Here is a 25,574-nt window from a genome sequence, read left to right on the forward strand (position 1 = left end):
TACCGGTGAACCTCGTAGCCTCAACCACCCGTGTGGGACCGGGCGCCAGCTCGGGAAGCAGGCGACGCGGTATGGCTGGCAGGCCACAGCGTGCCCTTCCCGAGCTTCGCCCGGTCCTACCGGTGAACCTCGTAGCCTCAACCACCCGTGTGGGACCGGGCGCCAGCTCGGGAAGCAGGCGACGCGGTGCAGCGGGCTTACCTACAACGCGTGCCGGGTGAAGAGGTAGGCCCACACCCCCTGATGCACCAGTACGATCAACCAGAACACCACCTGGTAGCTGACCTTGCGGGTCTTGTGCCGAAACACCTGCTGAGCCACCAGCGCCCCGGGCCAGCCACCCAACAGTTCCACCAGGTGCAACACCTTTTCCGGCGTGCGCCGGCCATCCGTGCGGGCCTGGTGCTTGTCGCGCCAGTACAGCCCTGCCGCGACCAGGCTGAGGCCCAGGTACACCAGCAACACCACCGGGCGACCGCCCCGCATGAACTGCATGACCACGCCCGCCATCGGCAAGGCGCATAACAGCAACCACACCGCCAGTTTCAGCTTGAGGTAGCGTACCCCGGGCCCGCGCGGTGCCGTCGACGCCTTCGCGGCGCCTGCGTTACGGCTGGACATGGTCCCAGTCGATCCAGCCGAACCACCAGGTGGCCAGGATCAGCATGCCGAACCCGATGCGGTACCACGCGAACAGATCGTAGGTGTGGTTGGCGATGAATTTCAGCAGGCCCTTGACGGCGATCATGGCGAACACGAACGCGGTGACGAAGCCCAGGGCGAACACTGGCAGGTCGCTGGCCTGGAACAGGTGCCGGTACTTGAAACCCGAGTACACCGCCGCGCCCACCATGGTTGGCATCGCCAGGAAAAACGAGAACTCGGTGGCGGCCTTGCGCGACAGGCCGAACACCAGGCCACCAATGATGGTGGAACCGGAACGCGAAGTGCCGGGGATCATCGCCAGGCACTGGGCAAAACCGATCTTCAGCGCGTCGGGCCAGCGCATGTCATCCACATGTTCGATACGCACCACATGCTCGCGCTCCTCGGCCCAGAGCATGACGATACCGCCTGCCACCAGGGCCACGGCCACGGTGACAGGGTTGAACAGGTACTGATGAATCAGGTCGGCGAAAATCACCCCCAGTACCACTGCAGGCAGGAAGGCGATCAGCAGGTTGGCCGTGAAGCGCCGCGCCTGAGGCCGCGTCGGCAAGCCGGTGACAATTTCAAGTATCTTGCGGCGAAACTCCCACACCACCGCCAGGATCGCCCCCAACTGGATAATGATGTTGAACGCCATCGCCCGCTCGCCGCCGAAATCGAGCAAATCGGCCACGATAATCTGGTGGCCGGTGCTGGAAATGGGCAGGAACTCCGTGAGCCCCTCGACAATCCCCAGAATCAGTGCCTGAAAGGCGGTCCAAACATCCATCAAATTCCCCCAAGTGGAGCACTGCTCATGGGCAGGCTCCTGGTTTTCTTTATAGTCGTGTTCACCACGATCACAGCAAGGCGCGCCAAAGATCGGTTGCAAACCGTGAAAACTTTGTGAAATCAACGATTCGAAACGAATTGATCAGCAGGGCGGCGAAATGCTATCAGAACAGCCTGACAGTACCCTCTGACAAAACGATGAAAACAGCGGTTTTCGTGTATCACCCTGCATGCGAAAGCGACCGGTAGCTTGGCGGCCAGTTACAATCGCCTCGTTTGTCCCACGGAATCCAATAATGTTCCCCACCGCCCTCCCCCCGACGACTGCGCAACGATGAAAGTCGTGGTACTGACCGGACCCGAATCCAGCGGCAAAAGCGCGCTGACACACGCCCTGCACAACCATTTCGGCGGCCGAGTGGTGGGCGAATACGTGCGCCATTTCATCGATAGCCAGGGCCGCGACACGTCCTGGGCCGACATAACCCCGATTGCCCAGGGCCAACTGGCCTGGGAGGACGCGGCGCGGGCCGAGGGCCGGCCATTGCTGCTGCTGGACACCCACCTGTTGAGCAACATGCTGTGGAGCCGCACCCTGTTCGGCGACTGCCCGGCCTGGATCGAGAAAGCCCTGCTGGAGCGCCATTACGACCTGCACCTGCTGCTGTCGCCCGAAGGCATGCCCTGGCTGGGGGACGGCCAGCGCTGCCAACCGGAAATGGCCGACCGCCAGGCATTCTTCCGGCAGGGCCTGGACTGGTTACAGGCCCACGGCAAAAAAACGGAAATACTGCACGCAGACTGGTCCTGCCGCTGCACCGCTGCGGTCGAACACGTTCAGGCTTTGCTGGACAATACCGAGCCAAGTGTCCATTCCTGAAACACCCTGGCGCGCTCAAACCCTCGACCGTGCAGGCCTGTGCGGGCCGTGAGCGGCACTGTTAACCCAGCGTTACAGCCTGGGCCAGCGTTGTCGGCCGGCCACTGGCCACTGTTCATCGGCAATCCTTGCGCCCCACTGTCTCACCGCCGTTACACCCGCTGCCGGCCACAACGCGTCAGCGGTGTTAAGCCTTTGATTCACATGGCTCTGTAAAAACTGGCACACCCCCTGCTCTCTCTCTCGCAACGCCAACAAGGCCGGCGAAAACAACAAGAGGGATGGCCATGAACGGGACAACTCATACAGGCATTGCTTGCCTGCTGCTGATGGGGTGCTGCTACAGCCTGACTGCCCAGGCCGCTGGCGATGGCACCATTGTGCTTCAGCGTCAGGTGCAGCCACGCGTGGCCTACCACCCCACCATGCGCCCAGACCCCAATCCCCTGACCGTCAATACCAACGTGTCGAAGGTGGTCACAGGGGCCGTCAACACCGAGCTGAGCGACGGCGATATCGCCAGCATCAGCAGCGGCAACAGCATCACCCATCTGCTCATGCCTGACGGCAACCTGCGCGGCCTCAACAGCACCGCCAGCGCCCCATTGCCCGGCATGGCCGCCGGCCACGGTGGCGGCTCGGGCAACGGTATTTCAAACACCGTCAACTCGGCCCTGACCCAAGGGCTGGCCCCCCTGCGCATGCTCAGCGGGGGCCAATGACATGAAGCGCGCCCTGCTCGCCCTTGCCCTGCTGACCAGTTGCAACGCGTTTGCCGACAGCAACGTGCCGGTGGTCAACACCGCTGTCATGGACAGTACCGGCCAAGGCTATGTCGGCAACCTGAACATCAACCAGGCCTCCGGCGACCTGCAACAGCAGGCCAACGCACGCGCCATCGCCAGCGGCGGCCAGGTCAGCGCCACCACCCAGATCAGGCAAGTGTCCAGCGCCGCGGGCAACGCGGCCATGAACGCGCGGGCCTCGATCCAGGGCAACTCATTCACCAACGGTAGCGGCGCACTGGGCATCAACCAGTCCGCCGGGGCCACCAACCAACAAGCCAATGCCATGCGTCTGACCACCAGTGCTCAGCCGCTCAGCATTGACGACAGCGCCCTGTCCCAACAGAACGTGGCGCTGGCAAAAGGCTCCGACTCAGCAGGCTCCCCGCTCGGCAACCGCCAGGTCAACACCGATGACCAGGCCTTCACCGGTAGCCGTGGGCTGATCCAGCTGAACCAGAGCGCCGGGGTGGGGAACCGCATGGGCAACACCCTGAGCGTAAGGGTCGCTGATTGACCCTCCTAAATAGAAACAACACTTAACTAAAATAAGCACGGAGAAACACCATGAAACCTGCAATGGCACTCAAGCCGCTTGTATTCGCCCTCGCTGCCGTCATGGCTGTCGCCGCTCACGCGGCCGACGATCGCAACCAGGGCGGTCACGGTGACCCTCACCATGGTGGACATCAACAGCAACCCGATCCCATGCTTCAAATTCAGCTCACCGCCGGCGCCGCCGCAGTGGTGTCGGACGCTCAGCACAGCTCCGGCAACGCCGTGGTCAACCAAGGCACCAAGAACTCGGCCACTATCGACTCGTCGGCCGCCAACTCCAACGGCAACCTGGGCGTGAACGTGGCTGGCGGTGACGCCAACCAACAAGACAACGCCGCCGCGATCGCCACTGCCGACGAAAGCTTCATCTTCGGCAGCGCCTATGCGCAAACCACGGCCACCCAGTCCAACACCAGCAACACCGTGGCCAACTACTCCACCAGCGCCAAGACCAGCCTGACCGGCACCGCCAACGGCAGCTCGGGCAACATTGGCATCAACGTCACCTCTGGCGACTACAACCAACAGAAAAACAACCTGGCCATTGCCGTGTCCGGCGGCCGCGTAGCCGGCGCCAGCGCCTCGGCCGACCAGACCTCCACCGGCAATACCGTGGGCAACGTGGCCGACCGCACCTACAGCAAAGACACCCTGTACGCCACCTTCCACGCCACCGGTTCCTACAAAGGCACCGGTACCGGCACCGTTGGCGGCGGTGACTCCCACGGTGGCCAGCCTGGCTGGGGCGGCCAGGACAACCGCGGTGGCAACAACGGTGGGCATCAAGACCCTACCCAACCGCTGGCCTTCAAGGAAAGCGGCAGTGTCGAGCTCAACGGTGTAGCGTCGTATCAAGTGCTGACCCCTACTGGCTGGGCCAACCCTGTGAACAACAGCGCCTCGGTCTCCAACTCGCTCAACAACGTGTCGGGTAACGTCGGTGCCAACGTGTCCGCGGGTATCGGCAACCAACAAAGCAACTCCCTGTCCATTGCTGCCGGTTGCAAAGCCTGCATGTAATCCGGACAGTCTTGAGAGCCTCCGCAAGGGGGCTCTTTTTCAGCACGACCCAGCAAGGCGACTCGACCATGCGCATTCCTGCCCTCCTCCCGTTATTGCTGCTGTTGGCTGGCCCCGCGTGGGGCGCCCACATGTCCGTGCCCGCGTTGCCGGGTGGCTCGGTCATCTACAAGCCAGTGCAAAGCATGCGTGAGCGGCACTTTTCCGACCTGGTCGAACAGAAAACCGATTTCAGTTGCGGCGCCGCCGCGCTGGCGACGGTACTGCGCCAGGCCTATTGGCTGGACGTCGATGAAAAGACCGTCATAGAAGGCATGCTCGCCCATTCCGACCAGGACACCGTCAAGGTGCAGGGCTTCTCGATGCTGGACATGAAGAAGTACGTGGAAAGCATCGGCATGCGGGCCCGTGGCTACCGGATACCCGCCGACAGCCTGGACAAGATCACCATTCCGGTGGTGGTACTGATGGACATCCGAGGCTACAAGCATTTCGTCGTGATGCAGCGTGTGCAGCGCGACTGGGTCTATGTGGGTGACCCTGTGCTAGGGCACAAGCGTTACACCCGCCAGGACTTCGAAAAAGGCTGGAACGGCATCATTTTCGCCGTCATTGGCCAGGGTTACGACAAGACCAATGTCCTGCTCGCACCGCCGCTGCCATTGACCGCCAAGGGCCAGCTGGATCAGTTCAAGCCCGTGCAAGACGCAGATCTCATGGACTTCGGCTTCATCCAGAGTGATTTTTTCTAAATAAAAAAAGGGGCACGAAGCCCCAGGAGCACCCCATGAATACTCAGCAATGGCTGTTGGCCCTGTGCCTGGCAGCCAGTGTGCCGGCGCACGCCAGCCCGGCATTCCAACCGATAGAGGTCAAGGACTCCGAACTTTCGACATTGCGCGGCCGCTTCGTGATGCCCGGGCGCATCATCAGCTTCGGCGTCGTCATGTCCACCACCTGGCAGAACGCCAATGGCGACATCATTGGCGCACACGCCAACCTGCAAGTGCAGGCCACCACGATCAAACCGCAATTCTACGTGCAGATGGTCAACGAAAAAGGCACCGGCACCGCCAACCTGGCGCAGAACCCCGGCCAGGGCGTGATCACAGGCGGCGCCGGCCTGAATGCCACCCAGGGCGTCACCCAGTCGGTGCGCGCCGCGGGCGACAACAACAGCGCCTACAACAACGTCGACCTCAGCGTCACCCAGGCCAACCAGGCGCCTGCTGTCAGCGCACCGCAGGGCCAGGTGCTGGCCCCCGGCAGTTCCATCACCGGCAGCAATGGCGCGGGCAGCATGACCGTGGCCAGCAACGGCAATGGTGTGCAGCTGTCGATCCAGGCCAACAACAACCAGGGTTCGACCCTGCAGTCCCTGGGCCAGGGCGGGCTGTCGCAACTGACGGCATTGACCGGCAGCACCAACCAGGTCAGCAACCTGACCCAACTGAATGTGGTGCTGGGCAACAAGTTGCCGGGCTCCGGCTCGATCGACGCTGGCCTCAGCCAGCTCAAGGGCCTGCGTAACATGGGGTACTGAACCACGTTGCCTGAAAAACTGGACTACGCTTCGTCTCAAAATAAATGCAGTCACAAGGGACGGCTCACCATGCAACGATCGCTTTCGTTCAACGCTGTGGTCTGCTTGAGCGCGCTACTTCCAGCGACGCTTCTGCAGGCCGCCCCCGACCCCCAGGTCGAGGAGCTGAAACAGGAACTGGCGCAACTCAAGCAACGTTACGATCAACAGCAACAGGCCCTGATGGTATTGGAACAACGGGTCCGGCAGGTCGAAGAAGCCCCCGCCGCCCCGCCGCCCAAACGCCTGAGCAAATCCCCGGCCGAACCCAGCAAGGCCCAGACCGTGGCCACCGGTGCCCCAGGCACCAGCGCTGCCCAGGCCAGCGGGGGCGCGGCGGGCGGGGCTTCCTACGGGCAATCGCTCAAGGACGACCAGGCCCCGGCGCAGAGCGTCAACAACCTGTATGACGAGAACACCGGGTTCTTTGGTGGCGGCAAGTTCAGCCTGGAGACCGGCATCACCTATTCGCACTACGACACCCGCCAACTGGTACTCAACGGTTTCCTGGCGCTGGACTCGATTTTCCTCGGCGACCTCAACGTCGACCGCATCAAGGCCGACACCTGGACCCTGGATGTCACCGGCCGCTACAACATCAACAACCGCTGGCAGTTCGACCTGAACGTGCCGGTCATCTATCGGGATTCGGAATATCAGTCCGGTGGCGTGGGCGGCGACAGCACGAAAATCTCCCAGGAGTCGGTGAGCCGCGACCCGACCATCGGCGACATCAACGCCGGCGTGGCCTACAAGTTCATGGACGAAGGCCCCTACCGGCCTGACGCGGTGGTCAGCCTGCGCGTCAAAGCCCCTACCGGCAAGGACCCCTACGGCATCAAGCTGATTCGTTCGAGCACCAACGACAACCTGGCCGTGCCTGAAACCCTGCCCACCGGTAACGGCGTGTGGTCCATCACCCCCGGTATTTCGCTGATCAAGAGCTTCGACCCGGCGGTGCTGTTCGGCAGCTTCGCCTACACCCACAACTTCGTGAACAGTTTCGACGACATCGACCCCAACGTGGGTAGTTCGGTTGGCGGCAAGGTCGATCTGGGCGACAGCTTCCAGATCGGCGCCGGCGTGGCCTTCGCCCTCAACGAGAAGATGAGCATGTCCTTCTCGCTGACCGACCTCATCCAGCGCCGCAGCAAGATCAAGCAGGACGGCGGCGACTGGCAGGGCGTGCCGGCCAGCGACGCCAACGCCGGCTACTTCAACATCGGCATGACCATCGCCGCCAGCGACTCGCTGACCATCGTGCCCAACCTGTCCATCGGCATGACCGACGATGCCCCCGACTTCACCTTCAGCCTGAAATTCCCCTACTACTTCTGACCTGTCGAAAAGTTGAGTCGACAGGCCTCGCACCCGGTCCCATGACAGAGACCGGGCGCGGGGCCCGTTCGTTTATGAGGCGAGGTTTTCATGGATCTGGGCATCAAAGGGCGCGTCGCGCTGATCACCGGGGCCGCTGGCGGTATCGGCCAGGCCACCGCCAAACTCTTGAGTGAAGAAGGGGTATTGCTGGTACTCAGCGACCTCAAGCAAGAAGCCCTGCAAGCGGCGTTCGTCGACTTGCCGGGGGAGTACCTGCTGGTGGCAGCTGACACGACCGACCAGCGCCAGGTGAACGAGATCGTGGCCAAGGGTGAAGAACGCTTCGGCAAGGTCGACATCGTGGTACACACCAGCGGCGTGACCGGCGCCAAGGGCGACCCGCTGGAGCTCACCGATGCGGACTATGAAGAGGCCTGGAAAACCGACTTCTTCTCTTCGGTGCGCGTGGCCCGCGCCACCATCCCCCGTATGCGCCCGCGCGGCTGGGGGCGATTCGTGTGCATCACCTCGGAGAATGCCGTGCAACCGTATTACGACGAGGCGGTCTATAACGTCGCCAAGGCGGCGCTGGCGGCATTCGTCAAGAACCTGTCGTACAAGGAAGCCGAACACGGTGTACTGTGCAACACCGTGGCGCCTGCCTTCATTGCCAGCGGCATGACCGACCAGATGATGGAAAAGCGCGCGAAGGAAAACGGCCTGTCGTTCGACGAAGCCGTCGCCAGTTTCCTTGAAGAAGAACGCCCCGGCATCGTCCAGAAACGTCGCGGCAAAGCCGAGGAAGTCGCGGCTGTCATCGCCTTGCTGGTGTCCGAACGCGCGTCATTCGTCAACGGCAGCAATGTTCGCGTCGACGGTGGTTCGGTGCAGGCCGTGCAGCAGTAACCCATCCAGCGCGCCGGCCCTCCGGCGCCGTTTCGCGAAGCAGGCGCCGCGGTGCCAGTGACGGCCAGCTATTGCAATCGCTTCACCTCCCGGTGAGCCCCGCGCGCGGATTCGTGGTAAATATCATCCAGCCAACCGGCGATCTCGCCTTCGGTGACGAAGTCGGGGATGACCACCTCATGCATCCGCGAGTGCTTGCCCTCGCCGGTATCAACGCGGAATACCTGCCAGTGTTCGCCGGACTTGCGCACCCCCAGCAATGTGCCGAATACGTCGTAGATCATCATGGCGTGCCTCCCTGGGCCTGGTTTCGTGGAAAAGAATCTTGCTCGCAGAGTACCCAGACACTACACCCCCGGGCCAATGCTGGTTTGCTCTAACTTAATGCCCTGCCCCTCAGTAGAACGATAACGTCTCCACGCCCTTGCCACACGCAAGGGTCCGCACCACCTGCCCCGAGGCCAGGTCCACCACGCTGATGGACCCGGCATCATGGTTGGCGATCAGTACCGTGCGGCCATCTTCGTGGAAGGCCATGTCCATCGGCCCTTTTTGCAAATGGACCGGCTGCTGGGCATCGAGACTGGCAGGCAACACCGTGGCCAGCGGCTCTTCGTGACTGGTCACCACCAGGTAGCGGCCATCGGGGCTGTAGCGTGCGATCTGCGCGGGTTTGCGGTAGCCCTGCAGGTCGATGGTGCGGGTGACCTGGTCGGTGCGGGTATCGACGACAAACAGCTGCGGCAGGGCATCGGACACCAGCACCAGGGTGTCGCCACTCGGTGACAGGCCGATACCGTCCAGTGGCCCTGCCAGTTCGATGTCCTTGATTCGGCGACGCGCCCGCAAGTCGATCACCGAAACGAACGCATCTTCCTCGTTTTCGGTATAGAGCTTGGAACCGTCGGGCAGCAACTCCATGCGATGGGCGTTGCTGGAGCCGGTTTCGATGGCGTGCAGGATACGCCCGCTCTCGGCGTCCATTTCCAATACCACGCCGCTGTTCTCGCACAGGCAGTAGAGCTGGCCCTGGGGCCCCCACCGCAGGCAATGCGGCGCCTTGAACGGGGCAACGCTGAGGGTCCGGACATGGCGGCGGGCGTGCAGGTCGATCACCGCCAGTTCATGGCCTGGGTGCGGGTTGTCGCCATGCTTGCCGTCGCCGTAGATGGGCACGTAGGCCAAGCGTCGGTCGGGGGAAATGGCCAGTTCATGGACTCGCGGGGTGAAGCCGTCGAGGGCGCGCAGCGGCCGGTAGGTGATGGGGTCGAGGAACAGCACCTTGTTGCCGATCTTGTCGATGGCGATCAGGCCGGCGTGGCCGGTCACGGTGTTGAGCGCAGGGGTCGAAGTCATGCAGTCAGCCTCTGGTTGCGCCGGGCATGGGAAACGCAGCAAAAGCCCGGGCCGATGCAAGGCTTGACCCCCTCAACGCCCGGAAAGTTTCCCAAAACGCGGCCCGCGCACGCGGCACTCCTCAACCGCGGCGGTACTCACGGGGCGTTGTCTCGAAGCGGGCGCGGAACGCCCGGCTGAAATGCGCCATGTCGACAAACCCCCAGCGGTAGGCGATTTCACTGATCTGCCGGGCCGCCAGTGCTGGGTCGCGTAGATCACGGGCGCAGCGTTGCAGGCGGCTGAGCAGCAGGTAACGGCCAAAGGATGTCTGCTCTTGCTGAAACAGGCGGTTGACGTAGCGCGGCGTGACGCCAAAGCAAGCACTCACCCCCGCCACGCTCAAGTCCTGGTCGCCCAGGTGGGCCTTCACGTAATCCTTGATGCGCAACAGCAACGCCGTGCAGCGCGCACTGCCGGCCAGCGTGCCTTGCCCCTGGCCACGCTGAAACAGGGCCATGGCCAGCAGGTCCAGGCCCTGTTCGCCCAGACACACCTGCTGGGCAGCCGGCAATTGGTCTTCCAGGGCACCCAGGCCCAGCAGGAAGTCGGCCACCAGGCGCTCCAATGGGTTATTTCGTGACATCGCCCGTGCCGTCAGGTACTCAAGGTTACCCAGACGCCGCTGCAAGCTGGCGCGAGGGATCTGCACCACGGTCTGGCGAAATGCCCCATCGAAGTGCAGCCGGTAAGGCCGGCGCGTGTCGTAGATAGCGAAGTCGCCCACCTCCAGGCATGCCTCGCGCCCCTCCTGCTCCACCCCTGCCCGGCCTTCACGGGCAAAGCCGAGCAGCACGTACTCGGCATCGCCATGGGCGATGGCCCGGCGGTCTCGCACCACGGTCTGCGCCTGGGCACGCACATCGACCAACGCCAACTCGCCCAGGCGCGCCGCCTGCAAATGGCCTTCGAACCCCTCGGGGGAACCGAGCCGGCACTCCAGTGGCACGAAGGTATCGCACACCACTTCCTGCCAGTAGGCCAAGCGCTCCCGCGGCGCCACGCTGTCAGTCGTGAACTGGATACTCATGGTCAACAACCCTCGATCAACCTCGATACGGGCGTTTTTGATGCAATTCCTGCTCCGCCTGCCCCCCTTGTGCCGGGGCAGTCAATTTTCAGTTCCCGTGGGTCCTACTGCCCCGCTACCGAGCGGCCCTAGGCTGTGCTCAACCGAAAAGCCGAGAGCCTCACCATGCAAAAACCGATAAAAGTCGCCTGTGTGCAAGCTGCCCCTGTGTTCCTGGACCTGCACGCGACGGTCGACAAGACCATTGACCTGATAGCCCAGGCCGCCGCCGCGGGTGCCGAGTTGATCGCCTTTCCGGAAACCTGGATTCCGGGCTACCCGTGGTTCCTGTGGCTCGACGCACCGGCCGCGTACCTGCCGTTGGTACACCGCTACCATGAGCAATCGCTGGTGCTCGACAGCACCGAGGCCCGGCGCATCAGCGACGCGGCCCGCGAACACGGCATCCATGTGGTTCTGGGCTACAGCGAACGGGCCAAGGCCAGCTTGTACATCGGCCAGTGGATCATCGACGACCAGGGGCAGACTGTGGGGGTACGCCGCAAGCTCAAGGCCACCCATGTAGAACGCACCCTGTTCGGCGAGAGCGATGGCAGTTCGCTGCGCACCTTCGACACCACGCTGGGCACCCTGGGGGCCCTGTGCTGCTGGGAGCACCTGCAACCGCTGTCCAAATACGCCCTGTACGCCCAGAACGAGCAGATTCACGTGGGCGCCTGGCCGAGCTTCAGCCTGTACCGCCATGCCACGGCAGCCCTGGGCCCGGAGGTGAACATCGCTGCATCGCGGGTGTACGCCGCCGAAGGCCAGTGCTTCGTGATCGCCCCCTGTGCCCTGGTGTCACCGCAGATGATCGAGTTGCTGTGCGACACCGACGCCAAGCGCCATCTGCTGCAGGCCGGTGGCGGCCATGCGCGGATCTTCGGCCCCGATGGCAGCGAACTGGCCACGCCGCTGGCAGAGAATGAAGAAGGCCTGCTGTATGCCACCCTGGACCCTGCGGCGCTGATCTATGCCAAGGTGGCCGCCGACCCGGCCGGGCACTACTCGCGCCCAGACGTCACCCGGCTGATGCTCAACCGCGCGGCCAACCCGTGCGTGGTCGACTTCTGCGCCCCCAGCTTCGAGAGCCTGGAGCCGGGTACCGACACCCCCAGCGGCGCGCAGGAGGCCTGAGATGGAATCGGCGATCCCCGACCACCTGCGTCAGCAACGCCAGTGCCCGGCAGCGACACCGGCCCACTACCAACCGCCTTTCCCGGCCTGGTCATCGCGCTTCAGCCCCCTGACCGGTCAGGTGGTGATGGCCTGTTTCGGCGTGCAAGGCCGCGACGGCATTGCCCTCAGCGACCTGGCGCCCATCACCGAGCGGTTTTCCATGGCCGACGGCCCGCTGTTCTGGGATGGCGCCGAATGCGTGGATGCCGAGGGTTTTCACACCGGCATCGCCATCGCCTACTGGGCTGACGTGCAGGCCTTCGCCCGGTGGCAGCAGACCTGCGGGTTTACCGCCTGGTGGCAACACGAAGCCCGCGAGCGCGGTCCATTGGGCTGGTTCATGGAAGTGGTGTGCCCTACCGCCGAGCGCTTCGAGACGGTGTTTTCATCCCCGGACCGCGCCGAAGGCATCGGCCACCTGGCCAGCCACGTCAGCGCGCCGATTCTGGAACATGGCTACTGGGGTAGCGCCCGCGATCGCCTGCCCATTGCCCAGGTCGATCCGCTACCGGGGCGTGCGCCGGCCAGCCGGCCCCCGCCCCACGGCAAGCGGGTACGCCTGCCAGGCCGTGACAACCTGTGCCTGATCCGCTCCGGCCAGGACTGGAGCGACACCCGTGGCGAGGAGCGTCGGCTGTATTTGAATGACGTGCGCCCGGTGCTGGAAACCGGCATGACCTTCCTGCGTGACCAGGGCGGCGACATCGGCTGCCTGAGTTGCCGGTTCATGCAGGCGGTGGATCGCAGCGGGCTGCCCATCGATAAAAGCTTCGGCCTGGCCTGGTTCGATGATCTCGCCCACCTGGAACGCTGGGCCAAGACCCACCCCACGCATGTGGCGATCTTCGGCGGGTTCATGAGCTACGTGCAAACCCTCAACTTCCAGATTCAGTTGCGGCTGTATCACGAAGTGGCGGTCATACCGGCCAGCGCGCAGTTTTTCGAATACGTCAATTGCCACCCCGGCAGCGGCCTGCTCTCGCGCTGACCGCACCGCTCATTCATCTACTCGGTTGCGCTGGCCCGGCCAGCGCAGGCCTCGCCACGCCTGGAGTTCGACCATGTACCTGTTCACCCGTGCCCCCCGTCACCTGGGCCTGCTGGCCCTGGCCTGCGGCGCCAGCAGCGCCCAGGCCCTGGAAATCACCGCCGGCGACTACGAGCCATTGCCCGTGGGTGCCAGTGCACTGCTGCTGTACGTTCAGCACGCCGACAACAGCGATTACTATCAGCAGGGCCACAAGGTCTCGGATAACTTCCGACTCAAGACCGATGTCAGCCTGCTGCGCTACATCCACTCCATTGGCCTGGCCGACGACCTGGTGGTCGAACCGCAAGCCATTCTGCCGTACGGCCACCTTCATGGCAGTGGCGACGCCAGCGCGCTAGGCCAGACCACCGGCACCGGCGACCTGATACTGGGCGCGCCGGTGAAGTGGCGGCTGAACACTGCGAACAAGGACATTGTGTCGCTGGCGCCCTACGTCTATGTGCCCACCGGCAGCTACGACCGCGATGATGCCCTGAACCTGGGTGAGAACCGTTGGCGCTTGTTGCTGCAGGGCGCTTACATTCACCACTTCAATGCACAGTGGGCACTGGACACCGCGGCGGACGTGTCCTGGTTCGGGCCCAACCACGACTACACCAGCGGCGGCATGACGTTGAAGCAGCAGGCCCGCTACGAGTACCAGGCCTACCTGCGCTACAACCTCTCGCCCACTACCCAGGTGGCAGCGGGGGGCGGACGGGTACAGGGTGGCAAGACGTCGGTAGCCGGGGTGGACCAGGATGACACCACCGACACCACCTATGCCCGGGTGATGGTTACCCATATGCTCACCGCGTCGCTGCAGATGCAAGTCGAAGCCGGGCGAGACCTTGAGGTAGAGCAAGGCTTCAAGGAAAAGGCCCGCCTGAACCTGCGGTTGGCCAAATTGTTCTAGCTCTCCCCCATGTCGACGGCGCACGCGGCCGCCTGATGCTGCGCGGCGTTCTGGAAGCAGCCCAAGTCCGCATAGCAGCGGACCTGGCCGCGTCGGCAGCGCACGCGGTAGACCTGATGCTGCGCGGCGTTCGGGACGCCGCTACGCGGGGCCACTTACTTATGCCAAAACCGCCGGTGCGCGCTTTTTTGGTTCTTTCCCCCGGCGCCGGGAAACGGGCACAGTAACCGCCCCCCGGCCTCTGGAACCCGCGTCAACATGCACCTGGATCTGCGCCAGCTTCGCCACTTCATTGCCCTGGTCGAGTTTCGCAACTTCGGCCTCGCCGCCCAGTCGGTCAATATCTCCCAGTCGGCCTTCAGCCGCAGTATCCAGGCGCTGGAACAAAGCTTCGGCGCACGGCTGATCGATCGCAATCGTAACCTGGAGCCCACCAAGAAAGGCCTGATCGTGCTGGAGCACGCGCGGCTGCTGGTGGGCAACGCCCACAACCTGATCAATGAAGTGCGCCAATTCAACGAGCGCGAGGCCGGCGAGCTGTCGTTCGGCTGCGGCCCGGCGCCCGCCGCCTGGCTGATGCCCCAGGCCATCGGCCACTTCACCCGCCAACTGCCGAAGGTGCGCCTGCGCTTCCACGTGGACAACTGGCAGGCCCTGGGGCAACGGTTGCTGGCCGAGGAATGCGAGTTCTTCGTCGCCGACGCCCGCCATTTCGAATTCGACCCCGACTACCGGGTGCAATTGCTCAGCCCTCACCGCTGGGGGTTCTGCTGCCGCATCGGCCATCCGCTGGCATCCTTCGATGAGGTCAGCGTAGAGCAACTGTTCAGCTACCCCCTGGCCGGTACCGTGCGCCCGCCCAACCTGCGCAAGGCGCTGGTGGAGCTCAGCGGCCGCCCTGACTTCCAGACCAGCATCGAGTGCGACAATGGCTATAGCCTGGTGGCCGTGATCCAGCATTCCGATGCGATAGGCACCACCAACGTCAGCCGCAGCAACCCCTACCTGCAGCAGGGCCTCAAACTGCTCAAGGTGCGTGGGTTGGACCCGCAGGCAGCGGAGTTCTACACCCACTACGGCATCGTCAGCCGCGCCGGCTACAAGCTGTCCTACCTGGCACAGACGCTGATCGAAGCCTTCCTGGAAGCTGACCGGGCCATGCAGGCCGTGGAAGCCGGCTTGCCGCCGCTGCCAAGCGATGGCAGCGACCGGCTGCGAGATGTGCTTACAGGGCTTGCACACTGAAGTCCGTGATCCGCTGCCGGGACCACACCGAGCGGAAACCGAAGTAACCCGGCGCAGGCAAGCCTGCCAGCGCCTGGTGGAACACCCGTTCACCGTCGACACTGAAGCCGGTGCCGTCAGCGGTGACTTCGATCACTACCTGATAATCGTGCCCCGCCTTGAGCAGGTGCCCTTCATCCAGCCATTCGCCCAGCAAAGGCCGGCGCACACTGCCGTCGTAGCGGCGAAAGCGCGTGGTGGTATTGCCGTTGCCGCCCATGCCCACGTACCAGGTGGCCAGCGAGTCATAGCTTTCCAGCACGCCGTCGCGCACTGACAACCCGCTTCCATTCACCTCGTGGGCCGCCCAGAAGCAGTTGAAGTCCGACAGCCTGTCATTGGCCTTCCCTTCCACCAGCACCTGGCGGCGAAACGCGATGCGGTAGGCGCCGGCAAGCCGCTCTGTCAGCCACAGGGTCATGCCGGCGCTGGTGTCCATCACCAGCCCTGCGCCCTGGACGGTCACCGCGGAGTCATCAGGGCACTCGGCCTCCACCCGCCACCGGCGGGTATCAAGGTGTTGAAAACGGTCCTGGATGATCACAGGTCCCGGGGTATTGCCTTCCATGTAGAACACTCCAGCTTCACTGCTCATGGGAAATCGGGCGGCCGGCCAGCGCCAGCAGGGCCATGGCCGTCAGCCCCCATTGGGCGACCGCGTTGGTGGACAGGTTGGCGCCCGCCGAGGTGCCCGCGCGTTCATCGATGACGGACACCGGCCCCGGCTCGCTCAGGTCCCGCACGTAGGCCGGTACCAGCACCTGGTGCAGTTCGCGGTTGGGCCGCGGGATACCCCCGGAGCCGGCGGCGAACTCTTGCCAGGCCCGGCGTTGCAGGCTGCGGTCGTTCAGCCGCCAGCCGGCGAATGCAGTCAGGCGCGCGTGGCCCTGGGCCAGGTTGAGGTTGCCCAGCGGCTTGCCCAAGGCATGGCGCACCTGCTCGGCGGGGGCGTTGTACAACCTGCAGTAATCCAGCCAGGCGCTTTCGAACCGTGCCGAAGGCAATACCTGCAAGAGCTCGCTGCAGATTTCCGCCAAACCGAACACGGCCGACAGGTGCGACACGGTCAGCTTGCCGCTGGTGTCGATATCGAAGCGGCCGCTGTCCAGTTCCATCTCGCCGACACCGGTGAAAAACCCATGGGGCTGGGCGGCGATGCTGTCCATGCTGTTGCGCAGGCGACGGGCCAGCGCTGGGTCGCCGGTCCGCTCCCACTCGGTGAGCCAGGCCGCGGCGATGGCGCCCCAGTCAGTGCCGAAGGCGATGCTGGCGTAGCCGTCGCGGGCATCGCGCTGCTGGCCCACCTTGCGCCCTGGCACCACCTCGCGCAGGGTGCGCAAGGCCTCGACCTGGGCGTGCATCAACTCACCTACCCGCTCGTCGGCCGTCAGGTAATACAGGAACCGACGGTTGGCCACCGTGGAGATCCGCAACTGCTTGGCGCTGTCGCCCCAGTGCTGCACGTTGTGCCGAGAGCCCAGCGGGGCGAAGCGGCCAATGTGGTGCACGTCCACTTCACCGGTGTGGCGAGTCATGGCTTCAGCCATGCGGAACACGTCATGGCGCCCGGTGCGCAGAAAGTAGTACCACAGCCACAGGTCGGTGCTCAGTTCGGAGTTGTCCCAGGCGTAGCCACCCACGTCGTAACGCCACACATGGCGGTCTTCGTCGTAGGTGTGCATGACATCGCCGTAGTCCCAGAAACCGTACCAGCGACGCTGCTCTACTTCGTCGCGGTAGAAGTCGAAATAGAACGCCAGTTGCGCTTCAAGGCCGCGGGTAGCCGAGGCATAGGGGTCTGCGGGTGCCCAGTCAGGGCCGAACACCCCGGCACGGTGCAAACGGGAAGGGTCGGCCACCAGAAGGGGTGGGTCCTGAATACGCCGGGCGATGTCCACCAGTTGCGCGTTGCTGGGCGTGGCGGCGACACACTGCAGTTCGATCTCGCTGGTGCGCGCCACACCCAAGGGTGTGCCGAACCCAGGCTCGTAGTCCTCGTAGGTGATGTCCAGGGCTTCGCGCTGGCGGGGGAAGTCGGTTTCGCCCATCCCGTCATGGTAAAACCGCAAGTCCATGGGCGCCGCCTGGGCGGCCCATAGCCACAGCGTCACCTGGGCCAGGTCGGTATGGGCGTCGCTGATATCCAGTTGCGCCGGGTAGCTCTGCCAGAAATTGCGCACGCCGAACACCACGCCGCCACCGGGCGACCCCAGGTAACCTACCCCGGCCGCGCGCTCGCCGGTGGCGCTGTTGAGCCAGCCATGGCCCTGGGCGGTGCGCTTGGTGATCTGATAGCCGTCCGGGTGGGCCTGCAGCAGGCGGTAACTGCCGAACGCCGGGATGTATTGCAGGCGTTGGGCAACTTCAGGGGCGAACTGCGCCACCGGCGGCGTCGCCCGGCCTTCGATCTGCGCACGCCGCACCGCTTCCCCGGGGTCGCGACGCAGGCCGGTGAGGCCGCGTACCGCTTCGGCGAAGACACCGCCATTGGCCGCCACGAAGCGGACATGGCGGTCGTGCAGGGCCGCCGTCTGCGGGGTGTCGAAGCGCAGCGCGATGCCCTTGATGAAGTCCTGATGCTCGTCGGCGTCGAACACGAACGAGTGCACCAGGCGCAAACGGTCGCTGTGGGCGTAAGCGTACAGGCGCAGGGTAAAGGGCAGCAGGCGCCGCGTGCCCTGGCTCAGCTGGTGGCTGCCGCGCAAGGTGATGACCGCACGCACCGGGCCCTGCTGTTCGACCACCACGGTGTCGATCTGACTGCGGTATTGCTCGAGCCGGGTACCCGGCTGGTCAGGGTCACCCTGGACGTGCAGCAGCAGGTGGCCGCCTTGCAGGGTCGGCTGGCCCTGGCGGCTGACACGGGCCAGCAGCACATCGCCCTGGCGTGGAATTTCGCAGCGCAGCACGCCAGTGTCCAGCACCAGGTGGTCCGCGTGCTCCGTCACCAGGCTTGCGCTGGCGGCCGGCGGCGCCACCAATGGGCCGAGTTCATAGCGGGCTGCCACCTGTGACTGGGGCCCCAGGGCATGGGCGCTCCACTTCAGGCTGCCATCCGGCCAATAGGCCAGCGGCCAGCTCTGCACGGGCGCCACCTGGCCCTCCCCACGCAGCTCGAAACCGCTGCTGGCCGGTACCAGGCCCTGAGGCCAGGGCGTGCCCCAGGTGACCCCGGCGAAACTGCCCGGGACGTTGCCGCCCAGCCAGCCCAAGGCAGTGCGCAACGGCCCGGACGCAGGCTTAGCCGCCCGGGCACTGCCGATAAAGGGAACGCCGCCAGCCAGTAGCGCACTGCCGCGCATGAAGCTGCGGCGGTTGAACATCATCGAGTCCATTGCTTCGCGCCCCTAGAAGTCATAACCGAGGGTGACGCCCACCGTGCGCGGGTCGCCCAGCACGCCGAAGGCAGTGCCGTAGTCGCCGGTATTGAGCGACTGGTAGTAACGTTTATCAAGGGCGTTGTTCACCCACAGCGAGGTGCTCCAGTGCCCCTCACCGTACTTGCCGCCCAGGCCGGTGGAGAGCGCCAGCACGCCATAGCCGGGAATGCGGGTGAAGGCCGAGTCGTCCACCGTGCCATAGGCCCAGGTGCGATAGGCCCAACGCCCGGCCACGAAGGCATCCAGGCCGTCCAGGGCCTGCCACTCGTAGCGGCTGCCGAGGGTGTAGGTAAGCTTCGGCGAGCGGAATACGCGGTTGCCGCTCTGGTCACAGGTGGCCGGGGCGTTGGCCGCCAGGGTCACTTCCGGTGGGCAGGTGGCGTTCTTGAAATCCAGGTACTTGTTGTCCAGCAGCGTGGCGTTGAAGTCGATGCTCCAACCCGGCAGGGGCTTGAGGTTCAAGGTGGTCTGTACCCCTCGCGAACGCAGGGTGCCGGCGTTGATCAGGTAACTGCTCTGGCTGTCCAGGTCGTAGGCGGTGGTCTGGAATTTGGAGATCTGCGACCAGAACAGCGCCGTGTCCAGGTTCACCCGGCTATCCAGCCAATGGCCCTTGAAGCCCAGTTCGGCGCCCTTGGTGGTTTCCGGGTCGATGAACAGACTGTCGGTACCGGCCTTGGTGGCCGCGCCAGAGGATATGTTAAGGCCACCGGACTTTTGCCCGTAGGCCACCGTCAGGTAGGTCTGCAGGTTCGGCTGCAACTGGTAGCTGAAGTTGACCATGGCCGCCGGCAGGTGGCTGTACTGGTTGAGGTCGCCGGAGTCGAAGTCGTTCTTGTTGACCCGACGGAACGAGCCGGATTTCTTCTCGTAGGTTTCGCGGGCGCCGGCGGTGATGTCGAACGTGTCGGTCACGTGCCAGGTGCCCTGAGCCCAGGTGGAGAGCACTTCCTCATTCAGCTCGCCCCAGCGCTGCACCAGTTTGTTGGTATTGGTGGTGCTGGCGTAATAGATCGTCGGGTAATACGCCGCGTAATGGTCGTGGGCATAGGTGTCCAGGTTCTCGCCGAAATAGGAGGCGCCCAACGCGTAGTCGAAGAACTCGCCACGGGGGGAGTCCAGGCGAAAATCCTGGGACCAGACGCGGTCGCGTACATCGCCGCCGCTGTCCGAATACAGCGGCACGTCCAGGTTGTCAGCGGTCTTGGGCTTGAAGCCGAAGTAACGGTACGAGGTCACCGAACGCAGGTTGTAGCCCTCGCCCAGGCGCCAGTTGGCCTCGGCGGAAACGCCGCCCTGGGCAACTTTGGCACTGCTTTCATCGTCCAGGGCAACCTTGCGCCCACCGCTTACCACGTCCGCGCCCAGCAGCGCCGCGCGGTTGCGGTAGGTGTCGACGCCATTGATGGCATGGGTGGCGTCCAGCACCAGCACCGGGTCACTGCTGGCCTTGTTGTAGTCGGCGATCAAACGCAGGCTGAAATCATCGTCGGGCTTGTACAGCAGTTGGCCGCGAAAGCCGTCCTGGATGCTGCCACCCAGTTCATGACCGTTGGTGATGTTCTCCACCGTGCCACCGCGCTCGGTGTGGGACAGGTTGATGCGCCCGGCCCAGCCGTCGCCCAGGGGCCCGGAGAGCATGGCCTGGGTCTGGGTGTAGCCATGGCTGCCCACCGACTGGCGCACCGAGCCTTCGGGGGTGAAGGTGGGTTGGCGGCTATGGATGTCGATGGCGCCACCGGTGGTGTTATAGCCCTTGAGCGTGCCCTGGGGGCCACTGAGCACGCTGGCGCTGTCAATGTCCACCAGATCGTTGGAGAGCATGCCGGGGCGGCTGAGGTACACGTTGTCGAGGAACAGCCCGACGCTGCTGGGCATGCCGATGTTGATCTCGCTGCCGCCGCCGTCACCCACCCCGCGAATGGTGATGCGTGTGTCGTACGCGTTGACCGTGGCCACATCCAGGCCCGAGGCCAGTTGCTGCAAGTCTTGCAGACGGTCGATGCGCTGCTGCTGCAAGGTGGTGCCGCTCAGGGTCTGGGTGGACGCTGGCGGTTGCTGGGCATCGACAGCGCGCGCGGCCTCGACTTTGACGGTCTGCAGTTGCGGCTCGGTGCTGGAGGCGGCCGGGCTGGTCTCGTCAGCGAAGGCGCCGGTACTGGCGCTGCCGATCATCAACGCCAGTAGCGAGGTACAGGGGTTCAGGGCAAAGTGCTTCATGGGGTGTCCGTGCAATCGTGGGGCGGTTCGGTTCAATGAGCGGCGGCGGTCTGCGCAGGTACGCCCGGTGGGGGGGTGGCCAGCCAGTCGCGGACCTGAACATCACGGCGGATCAATCGCGCCTTCAGCGCGACCTCCACCGCTTGCTGCAAACGGCCGATGAACGCCGGGTCAGGGGTAGGCGACAGGAGCACCGACAAGGGCGCCGCGCCTTCAAGGTCGGCGCGCAGGATGGCCTCGGGGTAAGCCGCCTGGTCCGCCTGCAACCGCAGGTAGGCATCGCGATGCTCTGGGGCGGCGGCCCAGTCGGCAGCCTGGCGCTGCACCTGGGCAATGCGTGCGGGCCAGTCCGGGTGGGCCTGGGCCAGGGCCCCGGTCACCAGCACCAGGCCGGCCAATTCCCCGGCACCGCCCAGGCTGCGGGTGGACAGCGGCACGGCGGCCAGCCCCTTGTCACGCAGGGCCAGGACGTTGGCGCCGCCCCAGGTGGCGTCGATCTGGCGGGCGGCCAGGGCGGCACTGGCGGCGACGAAGTCGAGGTTGACCACCCGCACATCCTTTTCCGTCATGCCCGCGGTGTTCAGCGCTTGAATGAAGGACAACTGCGCTGCAGTGCCACGGAACAATCCCACGGTCTTGCCCTTGAGGTCTGCCAGGTTCTTGACCGGCGAGTCCGGCGGCACCGCCAGGTAGTGGCTGACACCCCGGGCGGCGACGGCGACGATGCGGGTGTCCAGGCCGTTGGCCTTGCCAACGATACTGGCCAGGTCGCCCAGGTAGGCCATGTCCACCTGGCCGCTGGCGATGGATTCATTGATCAGCGGCCCGGCGCCTTTGAAGAACAGCCACTTCACCTCGACCCCGTCCGCCGCGAAGGCCTGCTCCAGCAGCTGCTGGTTATGGATCACGTCCACCAGACCACCACCGGCAGGCGTGGTGCCTGCGCCGATATCCGGGACGGCCACGCGCAACAGGGTGTGCGCCGAAGCATGGGCGCAGCACAGGCTGAGGGTGAGCGCGGTGAACAGGGATCGGTACATGCAAGCTCCGTGGGGGGGTTGGGGGGCACGGCGCCGTTAAACCACGACGGACGGGTCTGGGCTAAATACCGAAAAACGCATGCAACCCATTGATTCGGCATAAGTCAGGCCACTGGCGGGCGCCAGCGGTTATTCGCGACACGCAAAAAAACTTTGATGAATATGCATTGGCCACACAGCCGGCAACGGGGTCTACTGACCGGCCCCAGCGTCCCGGCCACGGGGCGCCCCCTGCCTGCCGGACCTGCCATGACCCGTACCTCGCGCACCACCCTTCCCCTGCTGTTGCTGCTGGCCGGCGCCCATGTGTTCAACGACCTGTTCCAGGCCGTGCTGCCCTCGCTGTACCCGCGCCTCAAACTCGACTTGCACCTCACTTATGCGCAGATCGGCCTGGTGACCCTGGCGTTCCATGCCTGCGGCTCGCTGTGCCAGCCGTTGGTGGGTGCGCTGGTCGACCGCTTCGAGCTGCCGCGGCTGTTGCCGTTGTCAATGCTGTGCATGGCCGCGGGCATGGGCCTGCTGGGAATGGCCGAGGGTTTCCATGGCCTGTTGGCCGCCGCGGCGATGGTCGGGCTGGGCTCGTCGCTGTTTCACCCCCAGGGCTCGAGGCTGGCACGGCAACTGGCGGCCGGGCGGCCGGGGCTGGCGCAGTCGCTGTTCCAGTTGGGCGGCAACATCGGTTCGGCCCTGGGCCCCTTGCTGCTGGCGGCGTTGCTGTTGATGCCCCTGGCTCGGGGCGCGCTCTGGCTGCTGGCCCTGGCGCTGGCTGGCGCCGGCCTGCTGGCCTGGCTGGTGACAGCAGTGCCGAATGCCGTGGGGCCAGCGGCGCCGCGCCAGCGCCCGACCCTGTTGACCGCCGACGTGCGCCGGCCCCTGGCCCTGCTGGCCGTGCTGGTGCTATCGAAGTACGTGTACCTGGCGGCCATGGCCAACTACTACACATTCTTCCTGATCGAGCGTTTCCAGCTATCCACCGCCCAGGCGCAGGTGCAGCTGTTCGTGTTCCTGGCCGCCATCGCCGCCGGCACGTTGATCGGCGGCCCGCTGGGGGACCGCATCGGGCGCAAGCCGGTGGTGGTGATGTCGATCCTCGGCGCCTGCCCGTTTACCTTGCTGCTGCCCTACGTCAGCCTGCCGTGGACCCTGGTGCTGGCGGTCCTCATCGGTCTGGTCCTGGCCTCGGCCTTCGCCGCCATCCTGGTCATGGCCCAGGAACTGTTGCCGGGACGGACCGGCCTGGTGGCGGGGTTGTTTTTCGGCCTGACCTTCGGGGTCAGTGGCGTGGCCGCGGCCGGGTTGGGGCAACTGGCCGACCAGGTGGGCATGGTGACGATGTTCCGCCTGTGCGCGGCGCTGCCACTGCTGGGTGTGCTGGGCCTGGCGCTGCCCGGCACACCCGCCCTGCCCCGGGCTCAGCCGGCCGGTTGAAGCACCCGGTGCCAGAACGCTTCGCTGGCGTGCATGGCCTGCTCGATCGCAGCCTGGCGGCGTGCGAGGTCGGGACTGGCGAAGCTGTGGCCCACGCCTGGGATGACGATCAGCGTGCTATCGCCGCCCGCCCGTCGCAGGGCCTGATGCATTCCCTGTGACTGGGCCACGGGGATGACCGCGTCCTGATCCCCGTGAAGCAGCAAGGTCGGCGGCAACAGCCCGCTCAGGTGGCTGACCGGGCTGGCGGGCAACGCGTGTGCACACGTGCCCGTGGTGCAGCCCAGCCAGCGCCGCGCCGCGTCGGCGGTGGCCGGAGGGAATGCCGCCAGCGTGTCTAAGTCAAAGGCGCCGTACCAGGCCACCAGGGCCTGCACCCGCTGTTCTGGCCGCGCCGTCAAGGCTGCCAGTGCGGCAAGGTGCGCCCCCGCCGACACGCCCCACAACCCCGTACGTTGAGGGTCGATGGCCAACGGTCCGGCGTGGGCGTGCAACCAGGCCAGCGCCGTGTGAATGTCATCCACCGCTGCCGGGTACGGGGCCTGGCCGCTGAGCCGGTAGTTCACCGACGCCACCACGTACCCCTGACCCGCCAAGGCTTGCAACTGCGCAGGGAAGTCGGTGAACGCGACGTTGCTGCGCGCATCGCCGGCTTCCCAGCCGCCGCCATGGACAAACACCAGCAACGGGTGCCGGGGGCGATGGTCGGCTGGCCGGTACAGGTCCAGCGTCAAGGGCGCCGCGCCGTTCGGCCGCCCATATACCTGATCGGCCAGCCGTGTCACTTTCCCGCGGCTGGCCAATGGTAGAACTCCATGCCCACCGCGCTGCGGTTCCTGAACCCGGCCCAGTAGGTGTGGCCCGGCAGGGGCTTGCCCTGGGCATCGACCTTCCATTGGCCGTCGATGGCCCTGGGCACCAGCGTGAGGTAGTTGCTGCGGTCCTGGCCCTTGAGTTGCTGGTCGAGGAACGCAGTGACGAAATGCTGGTTGAGGTTGTTCAGGCGGGTGCTGTCCCAGGCGGGTTCGCTGTAGGCCGAGAAGTCCTCGGGGTTAGCGCTGGCGGCCGGCGGTGGCGGGTTGGGCGCCACGTTGTGGCGGGCATTCTGGTACACCAGCAGGTAGCGATCGGCATTCACCGCCCCCTCGGCCAGGCGCCGCACGCCATCGCTGTAGCCGGCGATATCGTCCTGGTCGCCGACCACGAACAGGGTCGGCAGGGTCAGCCCGGCCAGGCCATTGGCATCGAAAAAGCCCTGGCGCCCGCCCCAGGGAGCAAAGGCGATCAGCGCCTTGATGCGTGGGTCATGCAGCTTGGCGTACTCGGGGTTGCCGGCCTGCAAGCGCTGCAACACGCCACCGGGCACGAAGTTCACGGCCGCCTGGCTCAGCCCCGCGCCGCCCACCAGCAAGGCCCCATACCCCCCCATTGAATAACCGATCAGGGCGCTGTGGTCCACGTCCACTTTACCAGCCAGCCAATGGCCGCTGTTGGGCCGGGCCCAGGCCGCCACCTGGTCGAGCACGAACAGGTCATCCAGCGGGCGGTTGAGCAAGGTGCTGGCGAAACCGGCCTTGTCGGCGCGAGTCGAATCGGTGTGGTCGATGGCGGCCACCACGTAGCCGCGCGAGGCCAGGTGCTCGGTGAGGTAGCTCATCTGCAGGCGCGAGCCCGGGTAGCCGTGGGACAGGATCACCAGCGGGTAGCGGCCCTGGGGAGTGGGGATAGCGTCACGCACCGCGCGGCCAGCGAACTGGAACGGTGTGTTGGGGCGTTTGGGGTCATCGGCACCGGCGCCGAGGACGTCGGTATAGGTGGTACCGGGTTGCTGGCCGGGCCTTAGGCTGGCCGGGTACCAGAGCTCCACACGCAGCGCGCGGTCGTGGTGCTGGCCGGGTGGGGTTGCGAGGATGTCCAACTGGTCGTGGTGCACCAGTTGCTCGGTGCGCACACCGACACTGTAGGTACCGGTGGCCGCCAGGTCCGGGGCATCGGGGCGGGCATCGCCATAGAAGGCAAACGCGCTGCAGGGCAGCAATAGGGAACACAGGCAAAGCAGGTGCTTGACGCTCATTGCGGGGGCTCTTGGTAATTGGTAGCGCTAACATCGCATGGTGATGAGGTTGCGTCCAATCACCA

General features: G+C 65.1%; 24 protein-coding genes. 13 read left to right on the forward strand and 11 right to left on the reverse strand.

Annotated features, from left to right (window positions below; translation table 11 throughout):
• Window positions 1–201: 201 nt before the first annotated feature.
• Together QBK88_RS18160 and QBK88_RS18165 are read right to left on the reverse strand one after the other, a co-directional pair.
• Window positions 202–621, reverse strand: coding sequence for a DUF1294 domain-containing protein (locus QBK88_RS18160; RefSeq protein ID WP_277963104.1), 420 nt, complete (start codon window positions 619–621; stop codon window positions 202–204).
• A complete protein-coding gene (locus QBK88_RS18165; RefSeq protein WP_277963105.1) occupies window positions 608–1,438 on the reverse strand; it encodes an undecaprenyl-diphosphate phosphatase in 831 nt (276 codons plus the stop codon). The genes QBK88_RS18160 and QBK88_RS18165 overlap by 14 nt, the downstream gene beginning before the upstream one ends.
• 336 nt (window positions 1,439–1,774) lie before the next feature.
• Here QBK88_RS18165 and QBK88_RS18170 point away from each other — a divergent pair, with 336 nt between their 5' ends.
• The 8 genes from QBK88_RS18170 to QBK88_RS18205 all read left to right on the forward strand — a co-directional run bounded on the left by QBK88_RS18170 (window position 1,775) and on the right by QBK88_RS18205 (window position 8,491).
• The gene (locus tag QBK88_RS18170) at window positions 1,775–2,320 is read left to right on the forward strand and encodes an AAA family ATPase (protein WP_277963106.1); all 546 of its coding nucleotides are present in this window, start codon (window positions 1,775–1,777) and stop codon (window positions 2,318–2,320) included.
• A 281-nt stretch (window positions 2,321–2,601) separates the two neighbouring features.
• Entirely contained in the window at window positions 2,602–3,042 is a 441-nt protein-coding gene (locus tag QBK88_RS18175) for a hypothetical protein (protein WP_277963107.1), read from the forward strand.
• 1 nt (window position 3,043) lies between these two features.
• Window positions 3,044–3,622: an adhesin gene (locus QBK88_RS18180; RefSeq protein ID WP_277963108.1), complete on the forward strand. Its 579-nt coding sequence runs from the start codon at window positions 3,044–3,046 to the stop codon at window positions 3,620–3,622.
• A gap of 50 nt (window positions 3,623–3,672) precedes the next feature.
• On the forward strand, window positions 3,673–4,683 hold the full coding sequence (locus QBK88_RS18185) for a heme utilization protein (RefSeq protein ID WP_277963109.1): 1,011 nt from the start codon (window positions 3,673–3,675) through the stop codon (window positions 4,681–4,683).
• A gap of 68 nt (window positions 4,684–4,751) precedes the next feature.
• Window positions 4,752–5,435: a C39 family peptidase gene (locus tag QBK88_RS18190; protein ID WP_268140989.1), complete on the forward strand. Its 684-nt coding sequence runs from the start codon at window positions 4,752–4,754 to the stop codon at window positions 5,433–5,435.
• Window positions 5,436–5,470: 35 nt separating this feature from the next.
• Complete coding sequence (locus QBK88_RS18195) at window positions 5,471–6,226, forward strand: hypothetical protein (protein WP_277963110.1); 756 nt, start codon at window positions 5,471–5,473, stop codon at window positions 6,224–6,226.
• Window positions 6,227–6,295: 69 nt separating this feature from the next.
• A complete protein-coding gene (locus tag QBK88_RS18200; protein ID WP_277963111.1) occupies window positions 6,296–7,603 on the forward strand; it encodes a hypothetical protein in 1,308 nt (435 codons plus the stop codon).
• 90 nt (window positions 7,604–7,693) lie between these two features.
• Window positions 7,694–8,491: an SDR family oxidoreductase gene (locus tag QBK88_RS18205; RefSeq protein WP_277963112.1), complete on the forward strand. Its 798-nt coding sequence runs from the start codon at window positions 7,694–7,696 to the stop codon at window positions 8,489–8,491.
• Between the two features lie 68 nt (window positions 8,492–8,559).
• Here the strand turns inward: QBK88_RS18205 and QBK88_RS18210 are convergent, their stop codons facing one another.
• The 3 genes from QBK88_RS18210 to QBK88_RS18220 all read right to left on the reverse strand — a co-directional run bounded on the left by QBK88_RS18210 (window position 8,560) and on the right by QBK88_RS18220 (window position 10,916).
• A complete protein-coding gene (locus tag QBK88_RS18210; protein WP_277963113.1) occupies window positions 8,560–8,778 on the reverse strand; it encodes a DUF7661 family protein in 219 nt (72 codons plus the stop codon).
• 109 nt (window positions 8,779–8,887) lie between these two features.
• Window positions 8,888–9,847: a hypothetical protein gene (locus QBK88_RS18215; RefSeq protein WP_277963114.1), complete on the reverse strand. Its 960-nt coding sequence runs from the start codon at window positions 9,845–9,847 to the stop codon at window positions 8,888–8,890.
• Between the two features lie 121 nt (window positions 9,848–9,968).
• A complete protein-coding gene (locus tag QBK88_RS18220; protein ID WP_268140974.1) occupies window positions 9,969–10,916 on the reverse strand; it encodes an AraC-like ligand-binding domain-containing protein in 948 nt (315 codons plus the stop codon).
• 165 nt (window positions 10,917–11,081) lie between these two features.
• Between QBK88_RS18220 and QBK88_RS18225 the strand changes: the two genes are divergently transcribed.
• The 4 genes from QBK88_RS18225 to QBK88_RS18240 all read left to right on the forward strand — a co-directional run bounded on the left by QBK88_RS18225 (window position 11,082) and on the right by QBK88_RS18240 (window position 15,325).
• Complete coding sequence (locus QBK88_RS18225) at window positions 11,082–12,092, forward strand: nitrilase (protein WP_277963115.1); 1,011 nt, start codon at window positions 11,082–11,084, stop codon at window positions 12,090–12,092.
• Between the two features lies 1 nt (window position 12,093).
• Window positions 12,094–13,122 carry a phenylacetaldoxime dehydratase family protein gene (locus tag QBK88_RS18230; RefSeq protein WP_277963116.1) on the forward strand — a complete coding sequence of 343 codons (1,029 nt, stop codon included), beginning with the start codon at window positions 12,094–12,096 and terminating at the stop codon, window positions 13,120–13,122.
• A 73-nt stretch (window positions 13,123–13,195) separates the two neighbouring features.
• Complete coding sequence (locus QBK88_RS18235; protein ID WP_277963117.1) at window positions 13,196–14,080, forward strand: transporter; 885 nt, start codon at window positions 13,196–13,198, stop codon at window positions 14,078–14,080.
• A gap of 258 nt (window positions 14,081–14,338) precedes the next feature.
• Window positions 14,339–15,325, forward strand: coding sequence for a LysR family transcriptional regulator (locus QBK88_RS18240; protein ID WP_277963118.1), 987 nt, complete (start codon window positions 14,339–14,341; stop codon window positions 15,323–15,325).
• On the opposite strand, the gene QBK88_RS18245 is transcribed toward QBK88_RS18240, so the two are convergent.
• Genes QBK88_RS18245 through QBK88_RS18260 form a run of 4 tightly spaced genes read right to left on the reverse strand, consistent with a single transcriptional unit; the run spans window position 15,306 to window position 22,004 of the window.
• Window positions 15,306–15,959, reverse strand: a complete 654-nt coding sequence (locus QBK88_RS18245) for a DUF6250 domain-containing protein (RefSeq protein ID WP_277963119.1) — start codon at window positions 15,957–15,959, stop codon at window positions 15,306–15,308. The genes QBK88_RS18240 and QBK88_RS18245 overlap by 20 nt on opposite strands.
• Window positions 15,949–18,699 carry an exo-rhamnogalacturonan lyase family protein gene (locus tag QBK88_RS18250; protein ID WP_277963120.1) on the reverse strand — a complete coding sequence of 917 codons (2,751 nt, stop codon included), beginning with the start codon at window positions 18,697–18,699 and terminating at the stop codon, window positions 15,949–15,951. The genes QBK88_RS18245 and QBK88_RS18250 overlap by 11 nt, the downstream gene beginning before the upstream one ends.
• A 12-nt stretch (window positions 18,700–18,711) precedes the next feature.
• Window positions 18,712–20,964: a TonB-dependent receptor domain-containing protein gene (locus QBK88_RS18255; protein ID WP_277963121.1), complete on the reverse strand. Its 2,253-nt coding sequence runs from the start codon at window positions 20,962–20,964 to the stop codon at window positions 18,712–18,714.
• 32 nt (window positions 20,965–20,996) lie between these two features.
• On the reverse strand, window positions 20,997–22,004 hold the full coding sequence (locus QBK88_RS18260; protein ID WP_277963122.1) for an ABC transporter substrate-binding protein: 1,008 nt from the start codon (window positions 22,002–22,004) through the stop codon (window positions 20,997–20,999).
• A gap of 249 nt (window positions 22,005–22,253) precedes the next feature.
• Between QBK88_RS18260 and QBK88_RS18265 the strand changes: the two genes are divergently transcribed.
• On the forward strand, window positions 22,254–23,435 hold the full coding sequence (locus QBK88_RS18265) for an MFS transporter (protein ID WP_277963123.1): 1,182 nt from the start codon (window positions 22,254–22,256) through the stop codon (window positions 23,433–23,435).
• Here QBK88_RS18265 and QBK88_RS18270 read toward each other — a convergent pair.
• Both QBK88_RS18270 and QBK88_RS18275 read right to left on the reverse strand, forming a co-directional pair.
• On the reverse strand, window positions 23,420–24,238 hold the full coding sequence (locus QBK88_RS18270) for an alpha/beta hydrolase (protein WP_277963124.1): 819 nt from the start codon (window positions 24,236–24,238) through the stop codon (window positions 23,420–23,422). The two genes, QBK88_RS18265 and QBK88_RS18270, sit on opposite strands and share 16 nt — an antisense overlap.
• Window positions 24,217–25,509, reverse strand: coding sequence for a poly(ethylene terephthalate) hydrolase family protein (locus QBK88_RS18275; RefSeq protein ID WP_277963125.1), 1,293 nt, complete (start codon window positions 25,507–25,509; stop codon window positions 24,217–24,219). Before QBK88_RS18275 ends, QBK88_RS18270 begins: the two co-directional genes overlap by 22 nt.
• Between the last annotated feature and the right edge of the window lie 65 nt (window positions 25,510–25,574).

Source organism: Pseudomonas sp. RIT-To-2, assembly GCF_029623465.1.
Taxonomy (GTDB): domain Bacteria; phylum Pseudomonadota; class Gammaproteobacteria; order Pseudomonadales; family Pseudomonadaceae; genus Aquipseudomonas; species Aquipseudomonas silvicola.

Excerpts from the sequence above, each read along its gene's own strand:
- QBK88_RS18160 (WP_277963104.1), bottom strand. The coding sequence starts at position 621 with ATGTCCAGCCGTAACGCAGGCGCCGCGAAGGCGTCGACGGCACCGCGC.
- QBK88_RS18165 (WP_277963105.1), bottom strand. The coding sequence starts at position 1,438 with ATGGATGTTTGGACCGCCTTTCAGGCACTGATTCTGGGGATTGTCGAG.
- QBK88_RS18170 (WP_277963106.1), top strand. The coding sequence starts at position 1,775 with ATGAAAGTCGTGGTACTGACCGGACCCGAATCCAGCGGCAAAAGCGCG.
- QBK88_RS18175 (WP_277963107.1), top strand. The coding sequence starts at position 2,602 with ATGGCCATGAACGGGACAACTCATACAGGCATTGCTTGCCTGCTGCTG.
- QBK88_RS18180 (WP_277963108.1), top strand. The coding sequence starts at position 3,044 with ATGAAGCGCGCCCTGCTCGCCCTTGCCCTGCTGACCAGTTGCAACGCG.
- QBK88_RS18185 (WP_277963109.1), top strand. The coding sequence starts at position 3,673 with ATGAAACCTGCAATGGCACTCAAGCCGCTTGTATTCGCCCTCGCTGCC.
- QBK88_RS18190 (WP_268140989.1), top strand. The coding sequence starts at position 4,752 with ATGCGCATTCCTGCCCTCCTCCCGTTATTGCTGCTGTTGGCTGGCCCC.
- QBK88_RS18195 (WP_277963110.1), top strand. The coding sequence starts at position 5,471 with ATGAATACTCAGCAATGGCTGTTGGCCCTGTGCCTGGCAGCCAGTGTG.
- QBK88_RS18200 (WP_277963111.1), top strand. The coding sequence starts at position 6,296 with ATGCAACGATCGCTTTCGTTCAACGCTGTGGTCTGCTTGAGCGCGCTA.
- QBK88_RS18205 (WP_277963112.1), top strand. The coding sequence starts at position 7,694 with ATGGATCTGGGCATCAAAGGGCGCGTCGCGCTGATCACCGGGGCCGCT.
- QBK88_RS18210 (WP_277963113.1), bottom strand. The coding sequence starts at position 8,778 with ATGATGATCTACGACGTATTCGGCACATTGCTGGGGGTGCGCAAGTCC.
- QBK88_RS18215 (WP_277963114.1), bottom strand. The coding sequence starts at position 9,847 with ATGACTTCGACCCCTGCGCTCAACACCGTGACCGGCCACGCCGGCCTG.
- QBK88_RS18220 (WP_268140974.1), bottom strand. The coding sequence starts at position 10,916 with ATGAGTATCCAGTTCACGACTGACAGCGTGGCGCCGCGGGAGCGCTTG.
- QBK88_RS18225 (WP_277963115.1), top strand. The coding sequence starts at position 11,082 with ATGCAAAAACCGATAAAAGTCGCCTGTGTGCAAGCTGCCCCTGTGTTC.
- QBK88_RS18230 (WP_277963116.1), top strand. The coding sequence starts at position 12,094 with ATGGAATCGGCGATCCCCGACCACCTGCGTCAGCAACGCCAGTGCCCG.
- QBK88_RS18235 (WP_277963117.1), top strand. The coding sequence starts at position 13,196 with ATGTACCTGTTCACCCGTGCCCCCCGTCACCTGGGCCTGCTGGCCCTG.
- QBK88_RS18240 (WP_277963118.1), top strand. The coding sequence starts at position 14,339 with ATGCACCTGGATCTGCGCCAGCTTCGCCACTTCATTGCCCTGGTCGAG.
- QBK88_RS18245 (WP_277963119.1), bottom strand. The coding sequence starts at position 15,959 with ATGAGCAGTGAAGCTGGAGTGTTCTACATGGAAGGCAATACCCCGGGA.
- QBK88_RS18250 (WP_277963120.1), bottom strand. The coding sequence starts at position 18,699 with ATGGACTCGATGATGTTCAACCGCCGCAGCTTCATGCGCGGCAGTGCG.
- QBK88_RS18255 (WP_277963121.1), bottom strand. The coding sequence starts at position 20,964 with ATGAAGCACTTTGCCCTGAACCCCTGTACCTCGCTACTGGCGTTGATG.
- QBK88_RS18260 (WP_277963122.1), bottom strand. The coding sequence starts at position 22,004 with ATGTACCGATCCCTGTTCACCGCGCTCACCCTCAGCCTGTGCTGCGCC.
- QBK88_RS18265 (WP_277963123.1), top strand. The coding sequence starts at position 22,254 with ATGACCCGTACCTCGCGCACCACCCTTCCCCTGCTGTTGCTGCTGGCC.
- QBK88_RS18275 (WP_277963125.1), bottom strand. The coding sequence starts at position 25,509 with ATGAGCGTCAAGCACCTGCTTTGCCTGTGTTCCCTATTGCTGCCCTGC.